Raw genomic sequence first — 20340 nt, forward strand, 5'->3', positions numbered from 1 at the left:
GGGGCTTCGAATGGCCAGAAACGGAATCCCGATCCAACCTCAGGACGAGCGGCACTACTTCATTTTGCCCCAGGCGCCGGAGGACGCCGGGTACTACGTCTACGGCACGCCGCCTGACGGGGAGGGGCAGTATGCGCATCCCGCGATGATGACGATGTTGCTGTTCGTGGAGCGTGAGTGGGCGGCGGTCGACCGGCGCAGATTTGGCGTCGGGAACATCAGCCTCGCGGGTGGACCAACATACGAGAAGCACAATACGCACAGGGACGGGCTGGAAGTGGACATACGGCCGCTGCGAAAAGACGGCCGTGAGGAAAAGGTGTTCTGGTACCAGCACGACCTGTACGACCACGACGGAACCGCCAAGTTGATCGCACTGTTCCACGCCTACCCAGGTGTACGAACGATTCTCTTCAATGACACCTCTATCCCCTTCGTGCATCCCTTCAAGGACCACGACCACCACTTCCACGTGCACCTGCGACCATGAAGCGATTCCTTGCACTCGCGCTCGGCGTGACGACCTCACTTTCCTTGGTATTGGCTGCAGAGAAAGGCGACTGGTGGCAGTACAAGCCCATCAAGGGTTCGTACCTCATCTACTCAGGCGATCTGGGCGAAGAGCAGCCGCCGACCGCGAGCGACCGCAAAATCTCGTTTGCGGTCAGTGGCCCGGTTGCCAAGGAAATGTTTGATTCGATGTACCCAGATGCCAAGGAGGCGTGCAGTAACGATAAGGGGCACCACGAGCGGTACAAGGGTAACGTGTCGTGCGTCCGTGACCCAGATGGGTACACCTGTCATTTCGGGTTCAATCTCCGCACCGGGGCAAGCATCTCCGGCGCGACCTGTTAATCCGCATCGGCGGCCCAGGTGGCAGGCTCGCCAACTGGGCCGACATCATGTATCTTCTGTTTGTCTTGCTGCTCTCTCAAGGGGCATACATGGCAGGCGGGACGGGCGCCGCAATCGCCCGTCTCGCCATCTGGAGGTACGCTTCGTTCAGCTCGGCATTGTCGATTTCCCGAAACTGAATACCTTCGCTCACTTCGGCCGGCACGCGCAAGACCGTCCATGCCTCCGCGGCACCTAGCTCGTCGAGTTCGTCCAGGGTAAAGCGCGTGATCGGGTTCACGACCATAGCGCCAATGTCGTTGTTCTCCCACGCGATGAAAAACAGGTCACTCAACTCGACCAGGTAGTGAATCGGTCCTTCACCGATTATTTGGCCCGTCGGATCGTAGTGGTACTGGGTACGCGCGATGCAAGATAGCCGTAACATTGCATCGCGAATCTCTCGCCTTTCGTTCATGCTCGTTCCTTCGCTGTTGTTTCAGTCAATCGAATGCTCGGGCAATGCAGGCAAGCCGAACTCGTCGGGAAATGTTGCTCCACACTGATTTGAAGCCGCATTCCAATTGCTGCAGTACCAGAATAGGCGTCCCTTCTTGTCCTCCTTCGACCGTAACTGCCCACTACCGCATGCGGGACAAGAGATTTGCTTGGCGTGCTTATCGTCCATGAACTTGGTCAGCTGTGCCCGACTTTGGGAGACGAACTTTGCAGGAAGGTCCCGATAGAAGACCTCACGGCGCTCGCGTCGCAGCTGCTCGGCCTCAGTTTTGTCCCCAGGCGAGGGAAGGACAAATGCCAGCCAGTCGCACAAGTGATCTAACACACCTACAACGAGTTGCTGTTCGGCGCGGTCCTTCTCCACTTGGCGCGCGAGTTTGGTGAACGAGGTGCTGATTGCCGCTTGGACCTCACCCAAGTAGTCCTTTTCTTCCTGCTGCCTCAGGAAGTCATCAATGGCGGCATGGATCAGATGGCCTGTGGGCAGACCGATCTTTGCGGCTCGCGCGTCAAGCTTCTGACGCTGGTCATCTTCCAGTCGGACGGAGTATGTCCGTTTTGTTCCCATCAAGTCCTCCAAGTCAGTATTGCGAAGTGGTATTGCGTTCGCAATGCGTTTTTAGAAAATGCAACACGCCAAAGCGGGCATGCTGTCTGGCTAAACCATTGAAAACACCAGCGGAGCGTATTGCCCCCTTTATGTTCCACTACCTCATTTGCGGGTTGGACGTGCCCTGCATTTCGTTGGTTATCAGGATGGCTGGCAGAATTGGCAGGTTCTCGCTGCGACATCTGTGCTCAGTGGACGCAGTAAGGATGCATCGACTCAACGAAAAACTTACACGCCAGCGAGGCGATTCAACGAAATCTCCACAAAAAACTTACATCGCTCAACAAAAAATCTACAGATACTCAACAAAAAACTTACATCGCTCCGTCGGCAACTTCATGGGCCATCCTGCCCCCAACTAGATGTGTGGACGCCATGAATTTCAAAGCACATCGGGAGATAGTGGCGGACGGGAAGCTAGCCAGCGAATCGTTTTTAGAGTTCGTTGGTTGCCACGGCTGCGCGGCGGCTTCGGCGGCTTGAGGCCCGCCTCGCGATATGCTGCTTTGATGTCCTCCCACTGCTTGCCCAGTTCGGCTACGGCGTCGGGTAATGAGCTCGCTTCCGCTTTGGCGCTTGAGTAATCCATAAAGCGGACGGTGAACCAGACTTTCCCGCTCCGCACCGATTCCAGCACTTCGACCTTGAATCCCTCGATCTGCTTTATCTCTTTCATCGTCTGCCCCAGTGGTTCATGTCGTTATTCATGATTTGGGGCCTGAATATTGACGGCCGCGCCGCCGGCCTGGTCAGCCTGTTTCAGCTCGTTGACTAGGTTGTTAGCGAAGTCCTGCCCGACACTAGGTTGGCGAGGTGCGCTGCTTTGCGCGGGCTGATTTGTAGGTCCGGGCGGCGCCAGTGTTTGGGTAGTTGCTACAGGTGCGGCTGGCGCACGTGGCGTGTCTCGGACTGCTGTGGGGCCGGCATTCGCGCTAGGTGCGCCAGCTGTCCCAAGCGCAACTGGAGCCACCGTCTTCTGACCTGCTGCTGGCGTGTCCGCCCTGGGAGGCGCCGGCGGTTGGCCACCTGGCACGGACGGCGCAGGGCTGCCGGCGGCCTTGGCCTCGGTAATGCTGGCGGTCTTGCTGCTGATCCGATCCGCGAGGCTCGTGCCAGAGGATGGGCCACCGAAGCCCCGGATGCCTTCAGCTGCAGCCCCAGCGCCCGCACTGGCGAGCGCGCCCGCCGCGCCGAGCGCCAGACTGCCGAAATTGCTTGCGCCACTGGCCCGCGCCTGGTCGATAGCCGCGCCCCCGGCCTTGATGGCGCTGGTGACGCTGCTGCCTGTATTCATCGCCAGGCCGGCCGCCCCGCCAGCCAGCGCGCCGACCGCGCCACCGGCGACGGTCGCCGCACCCACCGCATCGCCGCCTGACAGGGACGCCGTGCCGCCGATCAGGTCAGCCGCCATCTGCGGCGCTTTCAAGGCGATGAAGGCGAGCAAAGCCGAACTGCCGAATACCGCCCACATGGGCGTCAGGTCGATGATGGAGAAGTTCTGAAGCTGGCTTTCCATCGCGCTTGTCAGCTGTTGCGCGGCGAACAGCACGAAGTAGATCGCCAGGAAGCGAACGCCGATCACGATGGCGCCAGAAATGGCCTTGGTGGTCATGTCGCGGCCATGCTTGATGCTGCCCATCGCGATGATGAGCGGGTAGCACGCCAGGTAGAAGTACATCTGGACCAGGATCACGGCGTACTGTGCTGTCAGCACCAAGAAGGCACCCACGATCAGGATGATGACGATGGCGATGAGGAAGGCCACCATTGGGTTAGCGGCCGCCGCCACGCCGGCCGGGACCGGCACGCCGCCGATGTTGGCGCTGTCGGAAAATTTCTGCATGAGCAGGGACACCATATCGACGCCTTGCCAGAAGATGTCGGACGGACTCAAGACACTGATTCCGCTGGACTGTTCGCCCAAGGTCTGAAAGCCAGTGATGAGGGCCGTCATCGTCGAAATGTTCATCAGGAAGGACAGGAAGCCGTACCACATCACGCGGCCGATGATCGCAACCAGCATTTCCTGCGGCCCTTCCCCGTTGAGCATCTTCATCGTCAACAACAACGTCAGGTCGATGGTTCCGAGCGTGACGGCGATCCATTTGGCCGCCGTCAGGATTTTGTCGCTGAACTTGGCAGACGCGGCCTGATACTGCGACAGGAACTGGCCCATGTCGGCCTGCGTGCCAGGGGCAGCCATCGCAGCCGTGGAGCAGAGCGCCAGGCCAAGGAACAACACGAGGATCAAGTTACTTTTTCGCATTGCTGGCCTCGCTGCTTTCGGCCGCTGCTCTCGCGCTGCCGGCCGGTTTCAAGTCCTTGCTGCTGAACCCGACGAAGCCCGATTCACCCCACTTGCGCACCTTGCCGTTCCCCTGGTGCATAAATGCGCTCGCAGCCGCGGCCTTGTTCTTTGCCTCGACTTGCTCGGCTTCCTTTCTGCCGCAGCCGGTCAGGATCGACACCAGGGCGACCAGGCCCACAGCCAGAGCCAGGGAAATCCATTTCTTTTGCGTGCTAGTCATTTTGTGCCCTTTACAGAATTAATTCTTTACAGAAGTACCGAACCCGACGAAGCCCGATTCACCCCACTTGCGGACTTTGCCGTTACCTTGGTTCATAAACGTCTGTACGGCGTCGGTCTGGTCGGCCTGTGCCTGCACCTGGCCGGCCATGTAAGAGTTTTGTGCCTGCATCTGCGACATGTAGAGCTGGCGCAGCTTCTGCAGCTGGTCAATTTGTTGACTAGCTATCATGTTTCCGGCTTGCATCGCAGCCAGAGCACCTTGCGATCCGGCCGACATGTTCTGAATCTGCTGGATGGCGGAGCGCTCGTTGGCAAACTGTGAAGACTGCAGGCCGGCCGCCTGCAGGGCCGAATTAAGACCGTCCAGCTGCGTCTGGACCAGGCTCTGGAACTTTCCGCCGAAGTTCGTATTGCCCGCTGTCTTGGCGAAACCCGGAAATTTCTGCTTGAACATCTGGTCGATGTTCCCGCCCGCGTAAGACAGGGCAGCCGTCTTATTCACTAAGGCGGCTAAAGCCGCCAGTTCCTGCTGGGCCTGGCCCCAGGTTTGCGCCGGCGCGGCCATCAGGTTCTGCAGCTGCTGTTTTTCCATCATCACCTGCTGCAGCGTGTTCTGGACCTGCTGATACATCTGGGCTGATTGGTTGACCAGCTCAACGTTGTTGAGGATCTGTGTCACCTCAGTCGAGCCACCAAAACCGGCGACGCTGCCAGCGCTGGCAATCGATGAGATGGCAAAAGCGAGAGATGGAAGTACGGCTTTCGGTTTCATTGATTCACTCTTTAGTGTGGTTGACGGATGTCGTATGTGCAGTTGGGTGATGGCTACCTATGAATCCTTTTATCTGGGCCAGCGCTTGCTTAGCCGTGGCCGGGTCTGTCGGCCGTGAAGTAGTCTCTGGAATGACTGACGAGGATTCTTCTTGGCGTGCTCGTCGGGCAGCGACTCGAACCCCTCCCGTGGCTACGAATTGGCCCTTGCGATATTTCGTGACGAGGCCACGGAACCATCGCATGGCGTTCGTCCTGATGGTTGCGGTCTCCAAAGCATCAGCTAACTCATCGAGCAAGGCTTGCGCGTCTTCGCGTGGTAGCGCGCGAGCGAGCGACGTAACCCCTTGTCGTTCTAGCTTGGATAAGGCGTTCGGAATGTGTAGTGGTTGTTGTTCAGATTCATGTTGTGGTTCTGGCGGTGACACAGCTATGTCACCTACGTAGGTGACAGGACCTGACACCATCGAGCCTGACAAACCTCCACCAGCTGTTTCTTTGCTTTGGCGAAGGGGTGACAAATTGTCGGGGTAGGCCTCTGGGGTGATATTGAGGCGGTATTTATTGGAGGTGCGCCGGCCGTTCCTTCGGTCGAACTGAGGTTCAATCGACATCAGCTTGGTGGCGTCGAAATCTTGTAGCACCCGCTGAACCGTGCGCTCGGACACGCAGCATTTGCGAGCGATGAACGGAATTCCTGGCCAACATTCGTCCCTGTCGTTAGCCGCATCGGCTAACGCCATTAAGATCAACTTTGGCGTCGGTGGGAGTTCTTGTGCCCAGGCCCAGTTCATGGCGCGGATACTCATTGGCCTTGCGCGTCATCCAATATCTGGCTGATTACGCTGGCTTTGAACAGGACGCGGCGCCCGATCTTGACCTTTGCGGGGCGAATGCGGTTTGCAAACTCGTTGTTGCCGGCGAGCGTGACACGCAGCCCTTCTGCACTGCGGCAAAAGAGTTCTGCGCAGTCGCGGAGAGAAAGTAATACGCCGTATCGTTGAATCAGAATTTCTTCAGTGGTCATAATTGGCTCCTATTTGGTGGAGCCAAGATAAATTGACCAAAATGTTGCGTCAACTAAGCGAAATTACACAATTTTGAGGAAATTTAGTCCAAACGGGGCTAATTTAGGAAAACCCGAATTCGCAAAGGCGGGATACCAAAAGCTCAGTTTTGGAAATATAAAACCGCTGCAGAATCAACGGGTTACGGGTCTTATTATTATAAAAACAATTATAGCGCCAATTATTGTTAAAACTCCCCAATATTAGCCAATTGAAGCCTGGAAAATATTTTTCACCTGTGGCGAAAATGCCGAATGGACGCAACCTCAGACGATCAAAGCATGTTCAGGAGACTCGCCAAAGAGGAAATATTTTGTTCAGTGTTGTAAACCTGTGTTCGGTCCAATAACACTGATTGCATACCCGCGAGACGTGGCCCGTCAACGTCAGCAGATGGGGTATCGCCAACCATTAGAGCTTGGTTCGAGGCGCACATCAGCATCCCGCACACGTTGTCATAGAAACTGCGATCAGGCTTGATTGCTTGATGGGCGAAGCTCCAGGCATAGGCATCTAATTGCATTGGAAGGAGGCGCGTGATTGGCTCAGCGTAGGTTCAGCCAGGTTAGAACACAGGGCGATTTTGATGCCCCTGCGCTGCAACGCCCGCATAGTAGGAACTGCGTCAGGGTACAGCGTGATCGAATCCAGCTCTGCTTCGAGATCGTGTTCCAGTTCTTCCAATTCGGCCGGCGTCAGTTCAATGCCAAGGAACTCCGCCGCTCCGCGCAAGCTCCAAGGATGCGTCATAAGCGTTCTGGAATCACCCTTAGTCCTGGCGCGCCCTTTCGCCGCGCCTATCTGCAGTAACCGAGCGAATGGGCTGCGCTTGTCGTTGATGGCGGCGATCGTACCGTACACATCGAAAACCACAGCTCGAACCTTCGCCAAGCCGTCGAGCTTCGTTACCAGGTCCTCTGCACGCAGATGCGTGTATCGGCGAAGCATTTGCATCGACTTATGGCCGCTGATAGATGCAACTTCCTGATCGCTGAGACCACCTTCAACCAGACGGCTCACGGCCTCATGGCGCAGATCGTGGAAGTGCAGGTCAGCGATGCCAAGGGAGGCCTTGATCTCGCCCCAAATTTTGTTGAATTGGTATGGACGCCGAATTCCATCGCGCCCTGGCTCCCCGAAAAATACAAGGTCGGTCTCTTTCGGCCGGATGGGGTTATCGATTGCACTCCTAAGTGCGGCGGTCGCGGCCGCCTTTAAAGGGACCGTGCGAGCCGTATTGTTTTTCGTGTCGGACAAGCGAACAACGCGGCTTTGCAGATCGACGTTTTGTAGCCGCAGATTCAAAATCTCGGACTGTCTCATCCCTGTCTCGATTGCTAGGGTCACGACCCACGCTAGCATCGGATTGCTATGAGCCTCGACAGCTTCGATCAGCCGCTGCTCTTCATCGCCAGTCAGCCGGCGATCACGGCTCTTGCCAGGGCTCGGTTTGCGAATTGTTGCGACGGGATTGTGTGTCAGGCCGAGTCCCCATTCCTGCATTGCAACAGTGAAGAGGTTGCTTAGCATCGCCAGTTCGATCCGAACTGTGTTGTTTGACTTGCCTGCCGCGAGGCGGTGGTCTCGGTAAGACGCCACGAGTTCACTGCTCAGTGCTGCCATCGAATACTTACCGAGGTAGCCGATCAAATGCTGGGCCGTGATCTTCTCACTGCGTTGGGTAGCTGGCTTCTTGGTTGGCGTTACCTCGACCAGGTATCTCTGCAGCGCTTCCTGCAGGGTCATGCGCTCTGAACCGCTTCGTGAAATGTACACGCCGCGAACCATCTCATCTTCAGTTCGGCGAGCCCAATCGACAGCGTCGCGCTTGAGACGAAAAGTTTTGGAAGTGGTCGGCCACCCTCGCATACGGACGAGTGCCTTATAGGTGCCGGAAGGGGTAAGAACGATGGTAGCCATGAGCCTCTGTGACTGCTGAGTGTACTGAAAGTGTACTTTTTGCGATCAACAAAGACAAATGCCTTAGGCTAACTCAACCTAAGGCATTGTTTTCAAAGCTAATTTTTGGTGCCGGCTACCCGAATCGAACGGGTCACCTGATGATTACAAATCAACTGCTCTACCAAATGAGCTAAGCCGGCTTCGCGCCGGATTATACGCTATTTAACCCTGGTCAGCGTTGGCCTGCCGCCTTTCTTGGGCGGCTCGGTGCCGTCGTCGTCGGGCACATGCGACAGCTCGGCGGGGCGGGTCTCGGCGGCCGGCACCGGGGCCAGCGCGGCAGACACGTTCTCAGCAGGCTCGCGCGGCGGCGCCATCTCGGCCGCGGTCTGGTTCACCTCGAACGCCATGCCCTGGCCGTTTTCGTTGGCGTAGATCGCCAGCACGTTCTGCACCGGAATATAGATCTCGCGCGAGACGCCGTTGAAGCGCGCCCGGAAGTGGATCGCGTCGTTGTCCATCTTCAGCCCCGACGTGGCGCCGTAGCTGATGTTCAGAACGATCTCGCCCTTGCGCACGTATTCCATCGGGACCGTGGTCGCCGCGTCAACCTTGACGGCAATGTGCGGCGTGTAGCCGCTGTCGGTACACCACTCGTAGATGGCACGCAACAGATAGGGCTTGGTGGAAATGTCAGACATGTGTGTTCGCAGGGAAGGGGACCGAAGTCACGCCAGTGTACTGCGATTGGCCCGCAGGCGTCGGTACGTACACCGGCATTGGAAGGATCGCGCGCGCCGGGCGGCACGCGCGAGACGCCATCAGCGGCGCATCACCTTCTCGGACGGGGTCAGCGCTTCGATGTAGGCCGGGCGCGAGAAGATGCGCTCCGCATACTTCATCAGCGGCGCCGCGGTCTTGGACAGCTCGATGCCGTAGTGGTCCAGGCGCCAGAGCAGCGGGGCAATCGCCACGTCCAGCATCGAGAATTCGTCGCCGAGCATGTATTTGTTCTTGAGGAACAGCGGCGCCAGCGTGGTCAGGCGGTCGCGGATCTCGGCACGCGCCTTGTCCTGCGCCTTGTCGTTGGCCTTGTTGCGCTCGCCTTCGAGGGTGTGCACGTGCACGAACAGCTCTTTCTCGAAGTTGAACAGCATCAGGCGCGCGCGCGCGCGCATCAAGGGGTCGGCCGGCATCAGCTGCGGATGCGGGAAGCGCTCGTCGATGTACTCGTTGATGATGTTCGATTCGTACAGGATCAGCTCGCGCTCGACCAGGATCGGCACCTGGCCGTAGGGATTCATCGTCGAGATGTCTTCCGGCTTGTTGAACAGGTCGACGTCACGCACCTCGAAGTCCATGCCCTTTTCGAACAGGACCAGGCGGCAGCGCTGCGAGAACGGGCACGTGGTGCCGGAGTAGAGAACCATCATGGTTTATAGTTCCTTATAAGAAACAAAGGGGTGAAGCGCGTGTGCGGCTCACCCCCAAAAATGCACATTGCCCAGATTATATAGAATCGGGCAATGCAAAAGAAAGATGGTTACTTAACTTCTTTCCAATACGACTCGTTCAGGCGCCATGCCAGGAACGCAAACGCGGCCAGGAACAGCACCACGATCGCGCCCAGTTTCTTGCGCGTGTTCTGCGCCGGCTCGGCCATCCAGTTCAGGTAGGCCACCAGGTCGCCCACGGCCGCGTCGTACTCGGCCTTGTTCATCTGGCCCGGGGTCACCTGCTCGAAGCCCACGAACTTGTGGATCTTCTTGCCTGGCTCATGCGGGTCGGCCACTTCCTCGAACTTGGCGGTCTGCACACCCTGCAGCTGCCACAGCGCGTGCGGCATTGCCGCGTTCGGCAGGACCATGTTGTTCCAGCCGGTCGGGCGCGCGTCGTCCTTGTAGAAGGTGCGCAGGTAAGTGTACAGGTAGTCTGCACCCGAGCCCGCACCGGAGGCCTTGGCGCGCGCGATCACCGACAGGTCCGGCGGCACCGCGCCGAACCAGGCCTTGGCGTCTTCCGGCTTGATGGCCACGGTCATCATGGCGCCCACTTTGTCGGCCGAGAACAAGAGGTTGTTCTTGATCTGGTCTTCGGTCAGGCCAAGGTCGCGCAGGCGGTTGTAACGCATGGCGTTGGCCGAGTGGCAGTTCAGGCAGTAGTTGACGAACAGCTTGGCGCCATTCTGCAGCGACGCCACGCTCGTCGTTTCCGGCGCACGGTCCAGCGCGAAGCCGGCTTCGTTCGCGAATGCCAGTCCGGGCAGCAAGGCCAGGACGGCGATCAGTTTCTGATGGAGTTTCATCTTGTTGTCCTTTGCTCTTTCCGAATGGCGATTAATGCGGCGTGAAGGTCACGCGCTTGGGCACGGTCTTGAACGTGCCCATCGTGCTCCACCACGGCATCAGGAGGAAGAAGCTAAAGTACAGCAAGGTGCAAGCCTGGGCGATCAGCGTGAAGGCCGGGGTCGGCAGCTGGGTGCCGAGGTAGCCGAGCGTGACGAACGCAATGCCGAACACCAGGTACACGAGCTTGTGCCAGCTCGGACGATAACGGATCGACTTGGCCGGCGACTTGTCCAGCCACGGCAGGCCAGCCAGGATCACCACGGCCGAACCGAACAGCACCACGCCCCAGAACTTCGCGTCCAGCACTTGCGGCAGCATGCCGATTTCGGCCAGCACGGCCACGCCGGCGATGGTTGCCTTGGTCTTGAACGACAGGCGCGACTTGAGCCAGATGAACACGACGTAGGCGGCCAGGCCAGCCATCACCACCCACATGAAGTCCGCGGTGGTGGCGCGCAGCACCGAGTAGAACGGGGTGAAGTACCAGGTCGGCGCAATGTGCGGCGGGGTCTTCATCGAGTCGGCCGGCAGGAAGTTGTTGTATTCCAGGAAGAAGCCGCCCATTTCCGGCGCAAAGAACACCACCGACGAGAAGATCAGCAGGAACACCGAGGCGCCGAACAGGTCCTTGGTGGTGTAGTACGGGTGCGACGGAATCGCGTCCACCGGGTGGCCGTCTTCGCCGATGTTCTCTTTGACTTCCACGCCGTCCGGGTTGCCCGAGCCCACTTCGTGCAGTGCGATCAGGTGCGCAGCCACCAGGCCCAGCAGGACCAGCGGGATTGCGATCACGTGGAACGCGAAGAAGCGGTTCAGGGTGGCATCGGAGACGACGTAGTCGCCGCGGATCCACAGCGACAGGTCCGGGCCGATGAACGGGATCGCGCCAAACAGGTTCACGATCACCTGGGCGCCCCAGTACGACATCTGGCCCCACGGCAGCAGGTAGCCGAAGAAGGCTTCGGCCATCAGGCACAGGAAGATCGCAAAGCCGAACAGCCAGATCAGCTCGCGCGGCTTGCGGTACGAACCGTACAGCAGGCCCCGGGTCATGTGCAGGTACACGATGATGAAGAAGGCCGATGCGCCGGTCGAGTGCATGTAACGCACCAGCCAGCCCCACGGCACTTCACGCATGATGTATTCGACCGAGCCGAATGCCAGGTTGGCGTCCGGCTTGTAGTGCATGGTCAGGAAGATGCCGGTGACGATCTGCAGCACCAGTACCAGCATGGCCAGCGAGCCGAAGATGTACCAGAGGTTGAAGTTCTTGGGCGCGTAGTAGCTGCCCCACTGGTCGTTCCACAGCTTGGTGAGCGGGAAGCGGTCATCGACCCACGCCAGTGCCTTCTTGCCTGCCGGTGCTTCGGCCGGCAGCTTGGTCTCTTTGAATGCGGTAGCCATGTTTATGCCTCGCCTTTCTCGTCTTTGCCGATCAGGATCTTGTTATCCGACAGGAACATATACGGAGGGATATCGAGGTTCAGCGGGGCAGGCTTGTTCTTGAACACGCGGCCGGCCAGGTCGAAGGTCGAACCGTGGCAGGGGCACAGGAAGCCGCCGTGCCAGTCGTCCGGCAGGTTCGGCTGCGGGCCTTCGGCAAAACGCGACGAGGGCGAGCAGCCCAGGTGCGTGCAGATGCCCACCGTCACCAGCACATCCTTGTGCTCGGCGCGGGAACGGGCTTCGTTCTTGCAGTATTCCGGCATCGGCATCTGGTAGCTCTTGTCGGAGTGCGGATCGGCGACCTTGTCGTCGTTCTTCTGCAGGCTGGCCATTTGTTCCGGCGTGCGGCGCATGATCCATACCGGCTTGCCGCGCCATTCGACAACTTTCATCTCGCCTGGTTTCACGTCCGAGATGTCCACCTCGACCGGCGCGCCGGCTGCTTTTGCGCGCTCCGATGGCTGGAAGGTGCTCACTAGGACTCCCGCCGTGGAAACACCGACTACCCCGCCCGCCGCGCATGTCGCTGCGAGCAGGCCGCGTCGGCCTGAATCGACCTGCTTATCGTTACTCATACCAATCCACTCCGTTAAATACGAATCTTTTAAGAATCAATAAAGAGCTTCCAGCAACCCAAAATTATATGTGAATGGGGAACTTAACTAAAGAAAAAAGAATTACCTTGTCTACAAGAAAACGAAAATCAGACATTCCCGCCCGCTGGCCGGGGCCGTCAATACGTCCGCGTGCCCGGCCGGCGCAGGGACGGGCTGCCGCAGGCCGATGGCTTGGGGTATCATCGTGCTGCACAATTGACAAAACCTCTCCCCACAAGGACTAAACATGGCGATGCTGGAAGATTTCAAGCGTTTTGCGATGAAAGGGAGCATGATCGACCTCGCGGTCGGCGTGATCATCGGTGCGGCGTTCAGCAAGATCGTCGATTCGCTGGTGGCGGACATCATCATGCCGCCCATCAGCCTGCTGATCGGCGGGCTCGACTTTTCGAGCTACTACGTCCCGCTCAACCACCAGGCCTATGGCTTGCCCTTGGCCGAGGCGAAGAAGGCGGGCGCGGTGTTCGCGTACGGCAATTTCCTCACCGTGCTGCTGAACTTCGTGATCCTGGCGTTCATCATCTTCCAGATGGTGCGGCTGGTGAGCCGCGTGCGCGCCCCGGCCCCCCAGCCCGAACCTGCCGGACCGGCCGAAGAGATCCTGCTGCTGCGCGAGATCCGGGACTCGCTGAGAAAATGACATGAGGCACCGCCGTCGCCGATGAAACGCTTTTGGTTGATCTTTGCCCAGACCGTCACCGTTGCGCTGGGTTTGTACATGGTGGTGGCCGCACTGCGGCCGGAATGGCTCGGGCGGCAGGTGACGCAGGTGCAGGTGGGCACAGGGCAGCGCTCGGTGCCGGTGCTGCAGGCCGGCCCCGCGCCGGTGCCCGGCAGCTACCGCGAGGCGGCGGGCCGGGCGATGCCGGCGGTGGTCAATGTCTTGACGAGCAAGGCGCTGCGCAACTCGCACCCCATGCTCAAGGATCCGTTCTTCAAGCGCTTTTTCGGCGACCGCCCGCCCGAGGAGCAGCTGGCCAGCCTGGGCTCGGGGGTGATCGTCAGCGCCGACGGCTACATCCTGACCAACTACCACGTGGTGGAAGCGGCGGACGAGATCGAGGTCGGCCTGGCCGACGGGCGCAAGGAAGCGGCGACCATCGTCGGCACCGATCCCGAGACCGACCTGGCCGTCATCCGCATCAAGGCGCGCAACTTGCCGGTGATGGTGATGGGGCAGGTGGAGCAGGCGCGCGTGGGCGACGTGGTGCTGGCGATCGGCAACCCGTTCGGCGTGGGCCAGACGGTCACGATGGGCATCATCTCTGCGCTCGGGCGCAACAACCTGCACATCAACCACTTCGAAAACTTCATCCAGACCGACGCCGCGATCAACTTCGGCAACTCGGGTGGCGCGCTGGTGGACAGCAACGGCAACCTGCTGGGCATCAATTCGGCGATCTATTCGCAGACCGGCGGCTCGGTGGGCATCGGCTTTGCCATTCCCGTGTCCACCGCCCGGATGGTGCTCGAGCAGATCATCCAGCACGGCCAGGTGGTGCGCGGCTGGATCGGCATCGAGTCGCAGGACATCACGCCGGAACTGGCCGACAGCTTTGGCCTGGGACGGCAAAGCGGCGCGATCATCGCCGGGGTGGTGCGCGGCGGGCCGGCCGACAAGGCGGGCATGCGGCCGGGCGACATCCTGCTCAAGGTCGAGGGCAAGCCGGTTGCCAACACCAGCGACATGCTCAACCTGATCGCCCAGCTGCAGCCGGGCGGCAAGGCCAGGATGACCGTGATGCGCAAGAACCGTGAGTCGGTGCTGGACGTGACCGTTGGCCGGCGCCCGCGCCAGGTCGAATAACAAGCAACAACAACGATAAAGGGATGCCATGCACCTGCGCGACCTTACGCAGTTTTTAACCGAGCTGGGCGAGAACAACAACCGCCCCTGGTTCCTCTGGAACAAACCGCGCTTCGATATCCTGCGCACCGAGTTCCACGAAGTGGTGACGGAACTGATCCGCGAGCTGTCGAAGTTCGACAAGGAAGTGGCGGCCTGCGACCCGAAGAAGGCGATCTTCCGCATCTACCGCGACACCCGGTTTTCGAACGACAAGACGCCGTACAAGACCTACTTCTCGGCCGGCGTTGCGCCCAAGGACAAGCGGCGCCCGAGCGAAGCCGGTGGTCCCACCTATTACTTCCACATCGAAGGCGATGGCAGGCTGCTGTTCGGCGCCGGCGAATACATGCCGCCTGCGCCGCGCCTGAAGGCGATCCGCGAGCACGTCGTCAACGATGCGACAGGCTTCGCCAAAATGTTGAAGAATAAGCATCTGCGCGAGACCTACGGCAGCCTGCGCGAGGACGAAGGCAAGTTGCAGCGGCCGCCCAAGGGCTTCGACCCCGATCATCCGCTGGTCGAGTACCTCAAGCTCAAAAGCTATTTCGTGTGGGTGGAGCAGCCGCTCGACCTGAACGCACCCGAAAAGCTGGTGCCGCAGCTCGCGCGCGGATTCAAGGACGCCTTTGCGCTGGTCACGTGGCTGCGCGGGGTTCCACAAACGGCGCAACAGGAATAAACCGGGAGAGTGACATGGCCTTGCAACACGCGGCATCGGGCGAGCGGATCAAGCTGCAACGCGGCGAAGACGACATTGCTAACTTTACCTCGGTGGCGCTGATTAAGACCGATCACATGGAGCTGATCCGGCTGGTCGTCACCCGCGACAAGCCGCTGCCCGAGCACCGGGTCGAGGGCGAGATGACGCTCTTGTGCCTGGAAGGCGAGATCGCGTTCGATGCGCACGGACGCACCACCATCCTGCAGCCGAACGAAATGGTGTACCTGGCCGCCGGCGAGCCGCACTCGGTGCGCGCCAACAAGGATGCGGTGGCGCTGCTGACCATTTTGCTGCATCCCGGCGACAACAGCGGCGGCCCCACGCGCGACCCGCGCGGGGCGCCGAATACCTGAACCTGTGGGTCCGCAGGGTGGGCGGCTTTGCCGCCCACGCGTTCAAACATCGCTGGATAAATGGGGCAGGCGGCGCTGGCCACGCAGGCCGGGGCTGAACGCGTGGGCGGGAAACCCGCCCACCCTACGCAGGGAGCGTTTTTACGCGAGCTCGTTGCGCGGGTCGCGCGCGAGCAGCTGCGACACCATCGACGACGCGCTCACGCCGTCGAACAGCACGCCGGCCACCGCATTGGTGATCGGCATATCCACCCCCAGCTTGTGCGCCAGCTCGCGCACTGCCTTGGCGCACGGCACGCCTTCGGCCACGTGGCCCAGTTCCGCGACGATGGTTTCGAGCGGTTTGCCCTGCGCCAGCGCCAGCCCCACGCGCCGGTTGCGCGACAGGTCGCCGGTACAGGTCAGGATCAGATCGCCCATGCCGGTCAGGCCCATGAAGGTGGCCGGCTTGGCGCCCAGCGCAATGCCCAGCCGGGTGATCTCGGCCAGCCCGCGCGTGATGAGCGCGGCGCGCGCGTTGAGCCCCAGCCCCAGGCCATCGGACGCGCCGGTCGCAATCGCCAGGATGTTCTTGACCGCGCCGCCCACTTCCACACCCACCATGTCGTCGCAGGCATAGACGCGGATGCTGCCGCCGTGCACCGCCGACACCACGCGCTCGCGCAGCGCGGCCGAATCGGACGCGACCGTCAGCGCACACGGCAAGCCGCGCGCCACTTCCTGCGCAAACGATGGCCCCGACAGCACGGCCGACGGCACCGCGTTGCCCAGCACCTCGCGCACCACCTGGTGCGGCAGCAGGCCGGTCTCGTATTCGAAGCCCTTGCACAGCCAAACCACGTTCGGGATCGGGCGCTCCTTCAGCTGCTGCATCAGCGGGCGCAGCCCGGCCACCGGGCAGGCCGCGATCAGGAGCGGCGCTTCGTCCACCCCGGCGCTCGTGACGTGAGCACAAGCCTGCTCGAAATCGGCAGTGACGCGCAGTGCCGGCGGCAGCGGGTAGCCGGCCAGGTAGTCGGTGTTTTCGCGGGCCGCCTCGAGGGTGGCCATTTGCGCCGGATTGCGGCCCCACAGCAGCACGTCATGGCGGCTGGCCAGGGCAATGGCAACGGCAGTGCCCCAGGCGCCAGCGCCGAGGACGGTGATCTTGTGTCGTTTTGGATCGTGCATGGAGACCCGGCGGAAGTGAGTGGCCGGATGGCGGGACGATCCGGCGCGGCGGCTGCCGCACCGGACGTGCTTGACTTACTGCTGCGGCTGGCCAGCGGCGGCTTCAGCCATGGCTTGCTGGCGCTGCTGGTAGAAGGCTTCGAAGTTGATCTCGGCCAGGTGCACCGGCGGGAAGCCGGCACGGGTGATCACGTCAGCGATGTTGCTGCGCAGGTAGGGGTACACGATGTTCGGGCAGCCGATGCCCAGCAGCGGGTCCATCTGGTCAGCCGGGATGTTGCGGGCTTCGAAGATGCCTGCCTGCTTGCCTTCGACCAGGAACGCGACCTTGTCCTTGACCTTGGCGGTCACGGTGATGGTGACGGTGCTTTCGTAGATGCCATCGGCGATGCTCTCGGCGCCGACGTCCAGCGAGACCTCGATCGACGGGGCTTCCTGCTCGAGGAAGATCGACGGCGAGTTCGGTTGTTCCAGCGACATGTCCTTCAGGTACACGCGCTGGATTTGAAATACGGGTTGCAGGTTTTCGTCAGCCATGGAACGCTTTCGTTAAATGTGTGGGGAACGGCAAGCCGCCGTTCCGGGTGTGCTTAAAGTAAACGCGACGGCAATTGTAGCAAAATCAATTTGCAAACAATAGCTTTGGCGCCGCGGCGCAATCAGCCGCCATTTAACAGCGGATCCAGACGCCCGGCCTGATCGAGCGCATACAAGTCGTCGAATCCGCCGACGTGGGTTTCGCCCACGTAAATCTGGGGCACGGTGCGGCGCCCGGTCTTTTGCATCATGATCTGGCGCTGCTCCGGGTCGAGGTCGACGCGGATTTTTTCAATGTCGGTCACACCCTTCGCTTCGAGCAGGCGTTCGGCGCGCACGCAGTACGGGCAGCTGGCGGTGTGGTAGAGAACAACGTGGGCAGTCATACGGACTCCTTCCAATCCTGGGAATTATTTGGTCACGGGCAAGCCTGCAGCCTGCCAGGCGGACACGCCGCCGTCCAGGCTCCAGACATCCTCGAAGCCGGCCGCGGCCAGTTGGCGCACTGCCTTGTCCGAGCGGGCGCCGGCCTGGCACACGACCACGATGGTGCGGTTTTTCGACTTGTCCAATTCGCCGATGCGGTTTGCCAAGTCTGCCAGCGGAATGTTTTTGGCGTCGCGCAGATGGCCGCCGGAAAACTCGTCGGCATTGCGCACGTCCAGCACGACGGTCTTGCCGCGGTTGATCAGCTGGGTCACCTGGAGCGGGGTCGCACGCCGGCCAGCCGGACGCAGCGCCGGCCACAGCAGGGCAATGCCAGAAGCCACGGCGATCGCGACGACGAAAATATGGTCGAGGATAAATTTCACGTAAGGTCCCGGTTGAAGTGAATCCGAGCATTATAAAATAGAAGCAGGACCGGATATTTCACGCATCATTTTTTCCAAGAAGAGCTTATGTACAAAATCGTATTCATGCGCCATGGCGAATCGACCTGGAACCTGGACAACCGCTTCACCGGCTGGACCGACGTCGACCTGACCGACAAGGGCGTGGCTGAGGCCCGCAGCGCCGGCAAGGTGCTGCGCGAGGCCGGCTTCACCTTCGACCTGGCCTACACCTCGGTGCTCAAGCGCGCGATCCGCACCCTGTGGCTGACGATGGACGAGATGGACCTGATGTGGCTGCCCGTGAAGAACGACTGGCGCCTGAACGAGCGCCACTACGGCGCGCTGCAGGGCCTGGACAAGGCCGAGACCGCCGCCAAGTACGGCGACCAGCAGGTGCTGGTCTGGCGCCGCAGCTACGACACCCCGCCGCCGGCGCTGGAGGCAGACGATCCGCGCACCTCGTTCAACGACCCGCGCTACGCCGGCCTGCCGAAGTCCGCCATTCCGCTGACCGAGTGCCTGAAGGACACCGTGGCGCGCGTGCTGCCGTGCTGGAACGACGAGATCGCCCCGGCGATCCGCGCCGGCAAGCAGATCCTGATCTCGGCCCACGGCAACAGCCTGCGCGCGCTGATCAAGATGCTCGACAACATCAGCGACGAGGACATCGTCGGCCTGAACATCCCCAACGGCCAGCCGCTCGTGTACGAGCTGGACGCGGACCTCAAGCCGATCCGCCACTACTACCTGGGCGACCCGGAAGCGATCGCCAAGGCGCAGGCGGCGGTGGCCAACCAAGGGAAGGCCAAGTAATCTTGCGTCCCTCGTTGAAGAAGTCCGGCAGCGCGCTGTTGTGCGCGTTGCTGGCGCTGGGGTGCGCCTCGCTGGCCGATGCGCGCACCACCGAGCGCGCAAAGCAGAAGGCCGAGGCCGAGGCGCGCCGCGCCGGCATCGCCCAGCAGCTGCAGGCGCTGAAGAAGGACATCAGCCGCACCGAAAGCGAGAAGGAGGACGCCGGCGACCTGCTTGCCGAATCCGAGGAAGCGATCTCCGACGCCAACCGCGCCCTGCACGATCTGGCGCAGGAGCAGGAAGACACCAACGCCCGGCTGCAGTCGATTGCCGACGAACAAGCGCGGCTGGCCAGGACCATCGAGACGCAGAAACAGCAGCTGGCCACGCTGCTGCGCAAGCACTATGTCGCCGGCAACGAGGACCGCATCAAGCTGCTGCTCTCGGGCGACAACCCGAACCGCATCAACCGCGACCTGCAGATGATGTCCTATGTGTCGCAGGCGCAGGCCAAGCTGCTGGCGTCGCTGCGCGCGAACCTGGCGCAGGTCGAGGCCAACCGCGAGAAGGTCGAGAACGCCAAGGAAGACCTGGAAGACATCGCCCAGGAGCAGCGCGAGCAGAAAGCCAGGCTGGAGAAGGAAAAGGCGCGCCGCGCCAACCTGCTCGCCTCGCTGTCGTCCAAGCTGGCCGGGCAGCGCAAGCAGGCCACCAAGCTGGAACGCGACGAACAGCGCCTGTCGGGCCTGGTGGACCAGCTGTCGCGCATCATCCGCCAGCAGGAAGCGGCCGCGGCCGCCGAACGCAAGCGCCAGGAAGCGCTGGCGGCGGCGCGCGCCAAGGCCGAAGCCGAAGCGAAGGCGCTGGCCGCTGCGCGCGCCCGGGCCGAACGCGAACGCCTGGCGCAGCAGGGCAAGCCGGGCGCCAGGCCGGTGCCCGAGCCGGAGCCGCCCAAGGTGGTGGAACAGGCGCCGCCGCCCAGGAGCGAGCCGCCGCCGCCGCGCGTCGTGCAGCCGGCCGCGCCCGAGGGCGCCTTTGCCAGCCTGAAGGGCAAGCTGGCCCCGCCGGTGGCCGGCAAGGTCGAGACCCGCTTCGGCGCCAAGCGCGCCGACGGCGGACCGGCGTGGCGCGGCATGTTCATCAAGGCGGCCGAAGGCAGCGAAGTGCGCACCGTTGCGGCGGGTCGTGTGATGTTCGCGAGCTGGATGCGAAGTTACGGGAACTTGATTATCATCGACCACGGCGGCCAGTACCTGTCGATCTACGCGAACAACCAGTCCCTGCTGAAGCACGTGGGCGACATGGTCAAGCCGGGCGAGCCGATCGCCACCGCCGGCAACACCGGGGGCAACGAGGAGTCGGGGCTGTATTTCGAGCTGCGCCACCTTGGTGCGCCATTCGACCCGGCCGGCTGGGTGCGGTTCTAGCCGTAACGAACAAA

General features: G+C 61.2%; 27 protein-coding genes, 1 tRNA gene and 1 pseudogene. 8 read left to right on the top strand and 21 right to left on the bottom strand.

The window, feature by feature from the left end; genetic code table 11:
* Positions 1-10 precede the first annotated feature (10 nt).
* Positions 11-490, top strand: a complete 480-nt coding sequence (locus NX773_RS17945) for a M74 family metallopeptidase (RefSeq protein WP_258857668.1) — start codon at positions 11-13, stop codon at positions 488-490.
* Complete coding sequence (locus NX773_RS17950) at positions 487-855, top strand: hypothetical protein (RefSeq protein ID WP_258857669.1); 369 nt, start codon at positions 487-489, stop codon at positions 853-855. The genes NX773_RS17945 and NX773_RS17950 overlap by 4 nt, the downstream gene beginning before the upstream one ends.
* A gap of 76 nt (positions 856-931) precedes the next feature.
* On the opposite strand, the gene NX773_RS17955 is transcribed toward NX773_RS17950, so the two are convergent.
* The 17 genes and pseudogenes from NX773_RS17955 to petA all read right to left on the bottom strand — a co-directional run bounded on the left by NX773_RS17955 (position 932) and on the right by petA (position 12602).
* Positions 932-1312, bottom strand: coding sequence for a hypothetical protein (locus tag NX773_RS17955; RefSeq protein WP_258857670.1), 381 nt, complete (start codon positions 1310-1312; stop codon positions 932-934).
* Between the two features lie 21 nt (positions 1313-1333).
* Positions 1334-1921: a ribbon-helix-helix domain-containing protein gene (locus NX773_RS17960; protein WP_258857671.1), complete on the bottom strand. Its 588-nt coding sequence runs from the start codon at positions 1919-1921 to the stop codon at positions 1334-1336.
* 424 nt (positions 1922-2345) lie between these two features.
* Positions 2346-2639, bottom strand: a complete 294-nt coding sequence (locus NX773_RS17965; RefSeq protein WP_258857672.1) for a hypothetical protein — start codon at positions 2637-2639, stop codon at positions 2346-2348.
* 24 nt (positions 2640-2663) lie between these two features.
* Positions 2664-4214 (bottom strand): TrbL/VirB6 family protein, encoded by a 1551-nt coding sequence (locus tag NX773_RS17970; RefSeq protein WP_258857673.1) that lies wholly within the window; start codon positions 4212-4214, stop codon positions 2664-2666.
* Position 4215: 1 nt separating this feature from the next.
* Positions 4216-4491: a hypothetical protein gene (locus NX773_RS17975; protein WP_258857674.1), complete on the bottom strand. Its 276-nt coding sequence runs from the start codon at positions 4489-4491 to the stop codon at positions 4216-4218.
* A gap of 18 nt (positions 4492-4509) precedes the next feature.
* Positions 4510-5265, bottom strand: coding sequence for a P-type conjugative transfer protein TrbJ (trbJ, locus tag NX773_RS17980; RefSeq protein ID WP_258857675.1), 756 nt, complete (start codon positions 5263-5265; stop codon positions 4510-4512).
* A gap of 4 nt (positions 5266-5269) precedes the next feature.
* A complete protein-coding gene (locus NX773_RS17985) occupies positions 5270-6073 on the bottom strand; it encodes a helix-turn-helix domain-containing protein (RefSeq protein ID WP_258857676.1) in 804 nt (267 codons plus the stop codon).
* Complete coding sequence (locus NX773_RS17990) at positions 6070-6291, bottom strand: DNA-binding protein (RefSeq protein ID WP_258857677.1); 222 nt, start codon at positions 6289-6291, stop codon at positions 6070-6072. Before NX773_RS17990 ends, NX773_RS17985 begins: the two co-directional genes overlap by 4 nt.
* A gap of 314 nt (positions 6292-6605) precedes the next feature.
* The gene (locus NX773_RS23640) at positions 6606-6854 is read right to left on the bottom strand and encodes an HAD family hydrolase (RefSeq protein WP_370662262.1); all 249 of its coding nucleotides are present in this window, start codon (positions 6852-6854) and stop codon (positions 6606-6608) included.
* Positions 6845-7204 (bottom strand): HAD family hydrolase, encoded by a 360-nt coding sequence (locus NX773_RS23645; RefSeq protein ID WP_370662264.1) that lies wholly within the window; start codon positions 7202-7204, stop codon positions 6845-6847. The genes NX773_RS23640 and NX773_RS23645 overlap by 10 nt, the downstream gene beginning before the upstream one ends.
* Positions 7205-7213: 9 nt before the next feature.
* A pseudogene (locus NX773_RS17995) lies at positions 7214-8251 on the bottom strand (tyrosine-type recombinase/integrase); the annotation flags it as partial.
* Positions 8252-8357: 106 nt separating this feature from the next.
* A tRNA-Thr gene (locus NX773_RS18000) sits at positions 8358-8433 on the bottom strand.
* 18 nt (positions 8434-8451) lie between these two features.
* A complete protein-coding gene (locus NX773_RS18005; RefSeq protein ID WP_258857678.1) occupies positions 8452-8934 on the bottom strand; it encodes a ClpXP protease specificity-enhancing factor in 483 nt (160 codons plus the stop codon).
* Positions 8935-9054: 120 nt separating this feature from the next.
* On the bottom strand, positions 9055-9666 hold the full coding sequence (locus NX773_RS18010; protein WP_258823010.1) for a glutathione S-transferase N-terminal domain-containing protein: 612 nt from the start codon (positions 9664-9666) through the stop codon (positions 9055-9057).
* A 110-nt stretch (positions 9667-9776) separates the two neighbouring features.
* Positions 9777-10538, bottom strand: coding sequence for a cytochrome c1 (locus NX773_RS18015; RefSeq protein ID WP_258857679.1), 762 nt, complete (start codon positions 10536-10538; stop codon positions 9777-9779).
* Positions 10539-10569: 31 nt separating this feature from the next.
* Positions 10570-11985, bottom strand: coding sequence for a cytochrome b (locus NX773_RS18020; protein ID WP_258857680.1), 1416 nt, complete (start codon positions 11983-11985; stop codon positions 10570-10572).
* A 2-nt stretch (positions 11986-11987) separates the two neighbouring features.
* Positions 11988-12602 (bottom strand): ubiquinol-cytochrome c reductase iron-sulfur subunit, encoded by a 615-nt coding sequence (gene petA, locus NX773_RS18025; protein ID WP_258857681.1) that lies wholly within the window; start codon positions 12600-12602, stop codon positions 11988-11990.
* Positions 12603-12870: 268 nt separating this feature from the next.
* Here petA and mscL point away from each other — a divergent pair, with 268 nt between their 5' ends.
* Genes mscL through NX773_RS18045 form a run of 4 tightly spaced genes read left to right on the top strand, consistent with a single transcriptional unit; the run spans position 12871 to position 15567 of the window.
* The gene (mscL, locus tag NX773_RS18030; protein ID WP_258857682.1) at positions 12871-13284 is read left to right on the top strand and encodes a large conductance mechanosensitive channel protein MscL; all 414 of its coding nucleotides are present in this window, start codon (positions 12871-12873) and stop codon (positions 13282-13284) included.
* 21 nt (positions 13285-13305) lie between these two features.
* Complete coding sequence (locus NX773_RS18035) at positions 13306-14451, top strand: Do family serine endopeptidase (RefSeq protein WP_258857683.1); 1146 nt, start codon at positions 13306-13308, stop codon at positions 14449-14451.
* 28 nt (positions 14452-14479) lie between these two features.
* Positions 14480-15172, top strand: a complete 693-nt coding sequence (locus tag NX773_RS18040) for a DUF2461 domain-containing protein (RefSeq protein WP_258857684.1) — start codon at positions 14480-14482, stop codon at positions 15170-15172.
* Positions 15173-15186: 14 nt separating this feature from the next.
* Positions 15187-15567, top strand: a complete 381-nt coding sequence (locus NX773_RS18045; RefSeq protein WP_258857685.1) for a cupin domain-containing protein — start codon at positions 15187-15189, stop codon at positions 15565-15567.
* Positions 15568-15708: 141 nt separating this feature from the next.
* On the opposite strand, the gene NX773_RS18050 is transcribed toward NX773_RS18045, so the two are convergent.
* From NX773_RS18050 to NX773_RS18065, 4 genes are all read right to left on the bottom strand, one after another.
* Positions 15709-16737, bottom strand: a complete 1029-nt coding sequence (locus NX773_RS18050) for an NAD(P)H-dependent glycerol-3-phosphate dehydrogenase (RefSeq protein ID WP_258857686.1) — start codon at positions 16735-16737, stop codon at positions 15709-15711.
* 75 nt (positions 16738-16812) lie between these two features.
* On the bottom strand, positions 16813-17274 hold the full coding sequence (secB, locus tag NX773_RS18055; RefSeq protein ID WP_258857687.1) for a protein-export chaperone SecB: 462 nt from the start codon (positions 17272-17274) through the stop codon (positions 16813-16815).
* Between the two features lie 122 nt (positions 17275-17396).
* Entirely contained in the window at positions 17397-17660 is a 264-nt protein-coding gene (gene grxC / locus NX773_RS18060) for a glutaredoxin 3 (protein WP_258823020.1), read from the bottom strand.
* A gap of 24 nt (positions 17661-17684) precedes the next feature.
* Positions 17685-18086: a rhodanese-like domain-containing protein gene (locus tag NX773_RS18065; RefSeq protein ID WP_258823021.1), complete on the bottom strand. Its 402-nt coding sequence runs from the start codon at positions 18084-18086 to the stop codon at positions 17685-17687.
* 87 nt (positions 18087-18173) lie between these two features.
* Here NX773_RS18065 and gpmA point away from each other — a divergent pair, with 87 nt between their 5' ends.
* Both gpmA and NX773_RS18075 read left to right on the top strand, forming a co-directional pair.
* Complete coding sequence (gene gpmA, locus NX773_RS18070; protein ID WP_258857688.1) at positions 18174-18920, top strand: 2,3-diphosphoglycerate-dependent phosphoglycerate mutase; 747 nt, start codon at positions 18174-18176, stop codon at positions 18918-18920.
* 2 nt (positions 18921-18922) lie between these two features.
* Positions 18923-20326 carry a murein hydrolase activator EnvC family protein gene (locus tag NX773_RS18075; protein ID WP_370662263.1) on the top strand — a complete coding sequence of 468 codons (1404 nt, stop codon included), beginning with the start codon at positions 18923-18925 and terminating at the stop codon, positions 20324-20326.
* The last annotated feature ends 14 nt before the right edge of the window (positions 20327-20340 follow it).

It is taken from the genome of Massilia solisilvae, from assembly GCF_024753215.1.
GTDB lineage: Bacteria > Pseudomonadota > Gammaproteobacteria > Burkholderiales > Burkholderiaceae_D > Telluria > Telluria solisilvae.